This is a genomic window from Methylophilus sp. QUAN (assembly GCF_015354445.1).
GTDB lineage: Bacteria > Pseudomonadota > Gammaproteobacteria > Burkholderiales > Methylophilaceae > Methylophilus.
This window is the reverse complement of record NZ_JADKYT010000001.1, coordinates 1725060-1735527: the sequence shown is the minus strand read 5'-3', so window position 1 is coordinate 1735527 and position 10468 is coordinate 1725060. Positions and strand designations below refer to the sequence as shown.

The window sequence follows — 10468 nt, the reverse complement described above, 5'->3', positions numbered from 1 at the left end:
GTCGTGATCGTTTCTACGGCTTCGGTGACAGCAATAATCGGCTCTACAATCAAATCCAGCGTGTTGTTCACCCCTTCGATAATCTTGCGGAAATCGCCATTGTGTTTGTCCACGTCGGCACGCACGGTGATGCGGCCTTCTTTGGCCGCATTGGCCAGCAGGTCAGCATCAGCCACCAGCTGATTCACGGCATCCACGCAAGTATTGAGGTTATTCTTGAGCGCATTGAAGTCACCATGGTAATGCTCATTGATACGCGCGGGGATATCGCCTTTAGAGATACGGTCCACGTAGTTTGCGGCGACATTCAGCGGGCTAATCACGGAGTCCAGGGTGTTATTTACGCCTTCAACAATCTTGCGGAAATCCCCATGATGCTTGGCGGCATCGGCACGTGTAGAGAGCTGGCCATCCACGGCTGCTTTTGACAACATGTTGGCATCGGTCACCAGTGCGTTGACGGCATCGATACACTGGTTGAGATTGTTTTTAATGGTATTGAAATCGCCATTGTAATGATCACTGATTTTGGCCGGAATATGGCCATGTGAAATATCTTCCACATATTTGGCAGCCACACTCAACGGGCCAATCACGGCATCCAGTGTCTCATTGACCCCTTGCACGATCTTGCGGAAGTCGCCCTGATGCCTGCTGGCATCGGCTCGCGTCGACAAACGGCCTGCCACAGCAGCCTGCGACAGCATATTGGCGTCGGCAACCAGGGCCTGCACCGCATCAATACACTGGTTCAGGTTATTTTTAATGGTATTGAAATCCCCTTTGTAGGCATCGGTAATCTTGGCGGGAATCCTGCCTTTGGAAATATCATCCACATACTGCGCCGCCACATTCAGCGGCAGAATCACGCCATCCAGTGTCTGGTTAATACTATCCACCAGCACCCGGTATTCGCCATCAAACTTGTGGCTATCACCACGCGCACTCAAATTGCCAGCACTGGCAGAAGTGGCCAGTTGTTTGGACTCGTTGACCAAGGTATGTATCGTATGATTCAGCTTGCCTGCTGAAATGATGACCTCGTCCAGCTCATCATGTGGCACAATTTCCAGCTGCTGCGCCTGGATATGCCCTTGCACCAGGTCTTCCATCATTTGTTTGGCCAGTCTGGACTTGGCAATAATATCCCGTGACACTACATACACAATCCAAAGCACCAGGCACAGTCCCAATGCGGTCATCGCCAGTGTGGTATAGAGTTGGTATTCTTGCTGTGTGACTCTTTTTTGCAGGGTGTGCTGCAGTTGATCCATCAGGGCGTAATAGCTTTTATAAGCGGTATCAATGTGCGCACTCGCCTGATTGAAATATTGCTGTGAATCATAAGACAATGACTCATTTTTTAAAATCGCGGTCATCAACAACTGTTTGATATGCTGCGTAGCGTCAATCAAGGGTTGTATTTCTTGCGTGTTTTTCTGGTCGTAGCGTGCGAGTACATGCATATTGTGCATAAAACGGCCATCGGTCTGCTCAATCGCATTCACCAGCCCTTCCAGTTTCAAACGCTCATTTTCCGACATCGTTTGCTTGGCCAGCACTCCGGCCCCCAAGCCACGCACTTGCGCCATGACTTCAATCAACGGCGGGACTTTCAGCACCGCAGTGTCCATCATGTAATAGGATTCCTCCAGCGGATCCAGCGTCAAGCCACTGATATCTGCCTTGATCACGGTCGCTTCAATCAGGAAATTAATAATCGCGGTGTGTTTGACAAAGCTTTCCTCGCGGCTGGCTGCCAGGCTGGATAATGTCAGGGTTTTATAGTTGGTAATGGCGGTTTGCCATTTCTCTGAAAACTCAATCCAGTAAGGATCGTCGTGGCTCACGACCTGGGAAGTCTCGTGCATGAGGCGTATCGCTTCAATGTCTTTGTCCAGCTTGGACTCCAACTCAGCAATTTTCGGTTGCAGCTCGCGCTTGCCACCAAGGTAGTTCGCCATCAAGCCGCGATGTTTCTGCACATCCTCAATCATGACCATGAGCGGACTGATTAAAGCGATGCCCTGAACTTCAGCATCGGTTGTCCGGATATCGGCCTTGTTTTTAAGGATATTGACTGAAGCCAGGTAAGTTAACGGCAGCAAGATAATACATGCCATCAAAGTCAGTTTTTTGGTAATTGAGAGTCGGTTAAGCATGACGCATCCTCTGTGTGAAAAAATTTAATCGAATAGCCATCAATCGATTAAACATCGAGAAAACGTAAAATATAAGCGCTCAAGCGTGAGGGGATGATGGCCGTGTGGCACGGGCGTCATGCATACGTCGTTGTATACATCTCAATCATGAAACGTCTGCATATTGTTCTCGCCGTTTTGCGCCATGTAGTCACAGGTCAGCCTAGACTGCTGCCTACACATTGCTTATCAATGGAGACTGCCTCGTTGCAATCAACCACATGAGATAGATGGTTTTATCATGATAAAAGCACAGGGGTATTTTCAATTGCAGAAAAAAGCGGCCGTTTGTATTTCAATCTATGAACTACTACTTTATGGCCTATAAGCACCCGTTTAACTACCCGTATCGCCACATGCAACAGGCATAAAAAAACCGACTTTCGTCGGTTTGTAAAAGGGATTGCATGGGCATCATGATTTATCGTGAAACATGCCCTTTTATTAAGACACGCCCTTCATAAGGGATAACCAATTACTGCAGATGCCCACAACAAAAAACCTTCAACCAGGGCACTCACCACTTTCAGAAAGACATTTGTCATGGGCTTTTCCTCTCACAGAAACAAGCAATCACATGGGTTAAATCACTCCATTAAAACTCTTCCCACTCTGTATCATCCGTGCCGGTTTTTGCGGCTTTGGTTGGCTGATAACTAGGCGTGTGCGCTGCCGGTTTAGGCTTGCTCACGGGTGCAGCCGGACGGCTGGCAACCACAGCCCGTGGTGCAGAAGCGCGTGTGGCTTGTGTGGTACCACCGCGCACCTTGAATCTGTTCACCGTATCCATCAGGTTAGACGCTTGCTCAACCAGTGACTCAGCTGCAGCTGCAGCTTCTTCAACCAGGGCAGCGTTTTGCTGGGTGACTTCATCCATATGGTTCACTGCATCGTTAACCTGGTTAATGCCTGAGCTTTGTTCAGCAGAAGCCGCTGTAATTTCACTCATGATATCGGTCACACGTTGTACAGAAGTCACCACTTCGTGCATGGTCTCACCGGCCGTTTCCACCAGTTTGGTGCCATCAGCTGTTTTATTCACAGAGTCCGTGATCAGCTCTTTAATCTCTTTGGCTGCACTGGCTGAGCGCTGGGCCAGATTGCGCACCTCTCCCGCTACCACCGCAAAACCTCTACCCTGCTCGCCTGCACGCGCCGCTTCTACCGCCGCGTTCAGTGCCAGAATATTGGTTTGGAAAGCAATACCGTCAATCACAGAAATAATATCTTCAATTTTGCGGGCGCTCTCGTTAATCGCACTCATCGTCGTGACGACGTTACCCACCACGTCACCGCCACGAATCGCCACTTGTGACGCGGCTTCGGCCATTTGGTTGGCCTGACGTGCGTTTTCAGCGTTCTGTTTCACGGTAGAAGCCAGTTGCTCCATGCTGGACGCTGTTTCTTCCAGGTTAGAAGCCTGCTGCTCGGTGCGGCTGGACAAATCGTTGTTACCGCTAGAGATTTCATGCGCGGCTGTATTAATGGTTTCACCGGCATCACGCACGTTGATCAGGATATCGTTCATGATATCCAGCAACTGGTTGATGGAGTTCATGGTTTCAACTGCAGCCCCTTTGGCAATCGAGCTGTCCAGTCTATAGGTCACATCACCGTCAACGGCCAATTTCAGCGCTTCTTTGATCTGGTTTTCCACGCGTTTGTCCTGGGTTTGGTCTACCCATTCAATCACAGTGCCCAGACGTTCGCCATCGTTGTCAAAAATCGGGTTAGCAGTCAGGCGGAAGAACATATCACCGACGCCAATTTCTGTTTGATGCTTGCCAGTCAGGCCGCCGAGCAAATTACGTTGGTGTGCTGGATTTTTATGGAATACATCATAGCTTTGACCAATCAGTTTCTCTGCATCGAAGTGCGGAAATAACTGTTTGAATGTTTTGCTGGATTCGCGCATGAGCTCCAGCGCAGCCGGGTTCATATAGGTAATAACGCCGTCTTTGTCAGCCATCATCAAACTATTCGATGAAGCCTCCAAAGCATTTTTGATCATGGTCGCTTCACGGGTTTTCACCTTCTGCGCCTGATCAGCCAATACCGCCTTGGTGATATCAGTTGCGAATTTAACCACTTTCACCGGTTTGCCATCCAGCCCGATAATCGGGTTATAAGACGCCTGCATGTAAATGTCCTGGCCTTGTTTGCCATAGCGGTGATACACACCAACATCGGCCTCGCCACGGTTCAGTTTCGCCCAGAAGTCTTTGTATTCCTGGCTGTTTTTAAAACGCTCACTGACAAACATGCTGTGATGTTTGCCGATAATCTCATCCAGTTTGTAGCCGGTCAGATTCAACACATTATCATTGGCGGTCAGAATATTGCCCGCCATGTCAAACTGAATCACCCCTTGTGAGTGATTCACAGCAAAAATCTGGCCTTCAAAGTCCAGCTGGCGCTGTTTTTCCTGGGTGATGCAATAGGAATAGACTTTGACTTTAAGCACTTTGCCTGCGGCATCGACGATAGGCACATAGCTGGTACTAAACCAGTATTCGCTACCATTTTTAGCAACGCGGCAGATTTCCAGCTTGGCGTTTTCGCCTTTATTCAACTTCTCCCAAAGTTGCTTATATTCAGCACTTTGGGCCGTATTTGCTTTTAAAAGGATAGAAATATGCTTACCAACCACCTCATCATGTTGGTAGCCTAAAGGCTTCAGAAACACCTCGTTACACTCCAGGATATGTCCTTGCAGGTCACATTCCATCACGCCGAAGGATTGATTCAAGGCCTTTTCTTCTTCTTGTAAAGCCAGGTTGCGTTTTTTATCCGCGGTCACATCTGTCAGGTAGGCCACCACTTTACGTAGCTGCGACCCTTGCATGACAGGCGCATAATACCCCTGGAACCAGACATCCTGGCCTGCCTTGTTCGTCAGCTTAAATGCCCCGCCCTGGGACTTGCCAGACTGTAATGCCTGCCAGAACTGATCATAGTCCGGCTTGCCTGAGTCTTCACGATTCAGTAGCACACGGTGGTGCTGGCCAACCAGCTCTTTTGCGCTGTAACCCAGCGACTGACACAGATTGTCGTTGACATGGCTAATATCTCCCTTGCCATTCAACTCCACAATCGCCCTTGCTTTATTGATCTCAGTTTTAAGGGCGCTAAATTCCGCGACCTCATCTAAAACCCCTTGATAATCCCGAGTGCCTGCTGCCAACTTGTTAACGATGGTAGAAAACATAATTTTTATCCTTAAAAAAGATCTCCGTTAAGAGTAGTCGCGCTTATGTTTTTGCTGTTGTGCACGTTTTTATAGTTTTCTGTTAATTAATGTACTGCGGCTTCCATCAGTTGCATTTCATCGCTGGTCATCAGCTTATCGATGTCCACCAGGATCAGCATTTCCTGCTCGATGGTCGCCAGGCCGACGATGTACTTGGTATCAATACGGGTCACCAGTGATGGCACTTCACGCAGATGCTCTTCACGCAACTCACGCACATCCGACACGCCATCGACGACGATGCCGACAATACGCCCGTTGAGGTTGAGAATAATCACCACGGTGAATTCGTTATACTCGACCTTGCCCAGGTTGAATTTAATACGCAAATCGACAATAGGCACGATCTTGCCGCGCAGGTTAATCACGCCTTTAATGAAAGACGGCATGTTGGCGATTTGGGTCACCGCGTCGTAGCCGCGAATCTCTTGCACCTTGAGAATCTCGATGCCGTATTGCTCGCTGCCCAGGACAAAGGTCAGGTATTCACCCGCTGCGGTTTTCAAGCCATTACCTGCGTTGCCGCTCAAGGAATTGCTCATTTCTGTGCTTGTACTCATTGCATATGCTCCTTATGCATTGATGGTATTTTGTGAAGTTAAATAGTTCTGGTTGGAAAATGCCATGCCACCCGTCACATAGTTTGTGGTTTGCCCCATCTGGATAATGGCTGGCACATCCAGAATCAGTGCCACTGAGCCATCGCCCATGATGGTGGCGCCCGAGACGCCCGGAATACGCTTGAAGTTGGTTTCCAGACTCTTGATCACCACTTGCTGCTGGCCAACCAAACGGTCGACAAACAAGGCGGATTTCTTACCGTCGGCCTCCAGGATCAATAACACACCGTCAGTCGGGGTCGTGATCTCGGTTGGATGATTAAACAAGGCATGCAAGGCGATAATCGGTAAGTATTCGCCACGCACATGCACCATCAAACCTTCGCCAGTCACTGTTTTCAAGTCCTCGGCACGTGGTTGCAGTGTTTCTACAATCAGGTTCAGAGGCACCACATAGATGCTCTTGCCCAGCGACACAGACATACCGTCCAGAATCGCCAGTGTGAGTGGCAATGAAATCGAAATGGTTGTGCCATAGCCAAGCGCTGAGCGAATCTCAATATGACCGCCCATGGAGGTAATATTCCGTTTCACCACGTCCATGCCTACACCACGGCCAGACACATCGGTGACCACCTCAGCCGTGGAGAAACCTGGTGCAAAAATCAGGCTGAATACTTCGTTGTCAGTCATGCTTTCATTGACAGGCAAACCATTGGAGGCTGCTTTGGCCAGAATCTTGTCGCGGTTCAAACCACCGCCGTCATCGGTCACTTCAATCACGATGCTGCCGCCTTTATGTGCTGCAGACAGGGTTAACGTACCGCTTTCCGGCTTGCCCATTTCACGGCGCACTTCCGGTTTTTCAATACCGTGGTCAACGCTGTTACGTACCAGGTGGGTCAATGGATCCACAATACGCTCAATCAAACTCTTATCCAGCTCAGTAGTTGCACCGCTGGTAACAAATTCAACTTTTTTGCCCAATTTACCCGCCAGGTCACGCACCATACGTGGGAAGCGTGAGAACACAAAGTCCATCGGCATCATGCGGATAGACATCACAGACTCTTGCAGGTCACGGGTGTTACGGGTCAACTGGCCAACACTATTAATCAATGCTTCGTTATCGACCGGGTCGAGGGCATTCACACGTTGCTCAATCATCGCTTGTGTAATCACCAGTTCGCCGACCAGGTTAATCAACTGGTCCACTTTCTCGATGCCCACACGAATCGAAGTGCTTTCTGCACTCTGTGCGGCTGCAGCAGGCTTGTCAGTTTCACGACGGCCTTGTTGCTGACGGCGTTCTTCTTGCGGTGCTGCGGCCACCGGTGTTGCGGCTGCTTCTGCCTTGGCTTTTGCCATCGCAGCGGCTGCATTATCATCACCAATCATTTGTGCCTTAGGCGCATCAGGATGTGGTTTGAACGGTGCAAAGAAACCGTAGCCCTCTTCCTGCTGGTCCTGGCCATTGCTGGCAAACAGACCGTAGCCCATTTCTTCAGCCACTTGCACTTTGCCATCATCCGCTTTGGCGTCAGTTTTGATAATCGGATCATTATCAAAGAAACCATAACCGGCATCTGCTGCAGGCGCTGGTGCGGCTTCCACCGGAGCGGCAACTGGTGCCGTTTCCACGGCGGCTGGTGCAGGCGCACTGGTTGTATCGCCCGCAACCTGGATCACCAAGGCATCGGCGTCAACAATAAAGGAACAGATAGAGACAATGTCGTCAGCACTGGAATCAGTTTTCACCAGCACGGCATGTACATTCTCGCTGCGTTGATACACGGCGACTTCACCTAACAAGGCCAACTCGTCTTTGAGGTTAGCCAGGTCTTTTTCAGTCACGGTAGGCAAACCAACGTCGTACAAGGTCATGCCTTTGGCTTTTTCCTCGTCCGTAATCGTCAATGCAGGTTTTGCCACTTCAGCGGCTGGCGCTGCAGCAGGCGCAGCTTCAACACTGGCAGCGGCCTCAACCGGTGCAGCTACCACCGCGGCCTTGCCTTCAGAAAGTGACTTCAGCATCATCGCGACATCGCTCACTTGCTCAGCATTCACGTCTGAGCCATGACGATGACCATCGACTTGCATCTTGATCACATCTTTGGCAGCCAAAAACGCATCCACGTGTTCGGTGGTCAACGCCATCTCGTTTTTACGGATTTTGTCGAGCAGGTTTTCCAGCACATGCGTAATTTCTGTCATGTCCATAAAACCAAACGTAGCGGCGCCCCCTTTAATAGAGTGTGCCGCTCTGAAAATAGCGTTTAATTGCTCGACATCTGGCGATTCCACATCGATACCAAGCAACAGGTGCTCTGCTTCAGCCAACAACTCCTCGGCTTCGTCAAAGAACACCTCATAAAACTGGCTCATATCCACTGTCATTGTTTACTCCAGTTCCTTTACCAGCGGCGCTTAGGCACCGATTACTTTTTGAACAACTTCAATCAGGCGTTTAGGATCAAAAGGCTTCACCAACCAGCCATTGGCACCTGCCGCTTTCCCTTTTGCCTTCATCTCGTCAGAAGACTCTGTGGTCAACATCAGGATAGGCACTTTCTGGTAGGAAGCGAGTGTGCGCAAATTGGTAATCAGGGTCAGGCCATCCATCACCGGCATGTTTTGATCTGTCAGTACCAGATCCACAGTTTTTTCCTTGGCTTTATTGAGGCCATCCTGACCATCGACGGCCTGCACGACATCATAGCCAGCAGCTTTCAGACTAAAAGCCACCATCTGACGCAGGGATCCGGAGTCGTCTACTGTTAAAATTGTTTTCGCCATGTTTGATTCGCCTTTTTCACTAATTTCGTTAAACGCTGCTGTATTAAAATAAGTCTATGTCACCGGTAGCCAAGTCTTGCTGGTTGACCGACTTGCGTAAATTGCCGGTCAGGTGCTGGCTACCCTGATCAAAATTCTGGTTAAGCTGCATGATGAAGCGTCTGATTTCTTCATGCTCGTCATCCGCAGCCATCGGAAACTGATGACTGGACAGCTCATGTAACAAATCTTTTAAGCCATGCACACGGTTGATGGTGCGCTGCAACAACTGGTTGGTCATGTCCTGGAACTGCATGCCGGTCACCACTTTATTCACTTCCAGACCGATGCTGTCCTGAAACACCTGCAGTTGCTGCATTTCTTCCGGTTGCAATTTGCCAGCGTCTGCCAACAACTGCAGTGCAGCCTGTTGGTCTGTGAGCTGGGCATACACCGTCATAAAACTGGCGCTCAGCTTTTCAATCGCTTCATTCAGTAAAAAGGCAGTTTGCTGCAAATCGGTTTCGATTTCGAGCAGGTGCCAGTCACCGTGACGCGAGACTGCGGCCAGTAATTCTCTTAACTCTTCTATGGGCAATGTTTTCATAGTGGTCCTATCTTGCCTGATTCCCCGGTTTTTCAATCAAGAAATAAACAATGTAAAAATGACTTATTTCTTGTACGCTTTAACGGCCAGCCTTTTCTCTATTCCTTGCTATGGTGAAGGCTTTTCCGTTTTATTCTGCAATGCCTCTACTTGCGTTTTGTCATGCTCACTGACAGAAATCTGTTCGTTATCCTTGAGTAACTCCTCTTCCGTTTCCTTGTTCATCACTATTAAACTGATGCGGCGGTTAATCGGATTAAACGGATTTTCCTTGTCCATCATGATGGCCGAGCCCAGGCCAACAACCCGCATGAGCTTGGTTTCATCCATGCCGCCCGCAATCAACTCACGCCGTGAAGCGTTGGCGCGGTCAGCAGACAACTCCCAGTTACTGTAGCCATGGTCGCCATTGGCATAACCCGCTGCATCGGTATGGCCGGACAAACTGATTTTGTTATCTACCCCATTCAGCGTTTTGCCGATTTCACGCAAAATCGTTTTGGCATAAGGCTGCAATTCGGCTTTGGCGTTCTCAAACATGGGCCGGTTTTGCTCGTCAATAATCTGCACGCGCAAGCCTTCACTAGTGATATCCAGCTTGAGCTGTGACTTGAATTGCTGCAAGGTCGGGTTGTCTTCGATGGCCTGCTCAATCTTGGCTTTCAAGGCCTCCAGTTTGACTTTTTCGGCCTGTTTCAAGACTTCTTTAACGTCTTCCAGTTTGACGGTTTTGAGCTTGCCCGGATCGCCTTCTACCGGCTTGACCTGACCTTGTTTTTTGGTGACATCTTTACCACCGGTATTCTTCAGGGCCGAGTCACTCTGGCCGAGTGAAGGCCCCATGAGCACCATATGCAAAGGCGTCTGAAAATATTCGGCAATGCCCTCTTTTTGCGCCTTGGAGGTAGACCCCAGCAACCACATCAACAGGAAAAACGCCATCATCGCTGTCACAAAGTCAGCATAGGCAATCTTCCAGGCGCCACCGTGATGGCCACCGCCACCCTTTTTGATCTTTTTGACAATAATCGGGGCAATATGCTCTTCTGCCATGACGCTCTCCCGGCGGCCTTAA

Annotated in this window: 7 protein-coding genes; all 7 read right to left on the bottom strand. The window is 49.6% G+C overall.

The window, feature by feature from the left end; genetic code table 11:
• Nucleotides 1-2162: nitrate- and nitrite sensing domain-containing protein (locus INP79_RS15480; protein ID WP_228519770.1), on the bottom strand; the 2162-nt coding region annotated here is incomplete at its 3' end.
• Between the two features lie 634 nt (nucleotides 2163-2796).
• Nucleotides 2797-5409, bottom strand: coding sequence for a methyl-accepting chemotaxis protein (locus INP79_RS15580; protein ID WP_194753775.1), 2613 nt, complete (start codon nucleotides 5407-5409; stop codon nucleotides 2797-2799).
• Nucleotides 5410-5495: 86 nt separating this feature from the next.
• Entirely contained in the window at nucleotides 5496-6011 is a 516-nt protein-coding gene (locus INP79_RS08715) for a chemotaxis protein CheW (protein WP_019882302.1), read from the bottom strand.
• A gap of 12 nt (nucleotides 6012-6023) precedes the next feature.
• Nucleotides 6024-8408 carry a chemotaxis protein CheW gene (locus tag INP79_RS08710; protein ID WP_194753774.1) on the bottom strand — a complete coding sequence of 795 codons (2385 nt, stop codon included), beginning with the start codon at nucleotides 8406-8408 and terminating at the stop codon, nucleotides 6024-6026.
• A 30-nt stretch (nucleotides 8409-8438) separates the two neighbouring features.
• On the bottom strand, nucleotides 8439-8807 hold the full coding sequence (locus INP79_RS08705; RefSeq protein ID WP_018985223.1) for a response regulator: 369 nt from the start codon (nucleotides 8805-8807) through the stop codon (nucleotides 8439-8441).
• A gap of 43 nt (nucleotides 8808-8850) precedes the next feature.
• The gene (locus tag INP79_RS08700; protein ID WP_194753773.1) at nucleotides 8851-9393 is read right to left on the bottom strand and encodes a chemotaxis protein; all 543 of its coding nucleotides are present in this window, start codon (nucleotides 9391-9393) and stop codon (nucleotides 8851-8853) included.
• A gap of 108 nt (nucleotides 9394-9501) precedes the next feature.
• Complete coding sequence (motB, locus tag INP79_RS08695; RefSeq protein WP_194753772.1) at nucleotides 9502-10446, bottom strand: flagellar motor protein MotB; 945 nt, start codon at nucleotides 10444-10446, stop codon at nucleotides 9502-9504.
• Nucleotides 10447-10468: the final 22 nt, after the last annotated feature.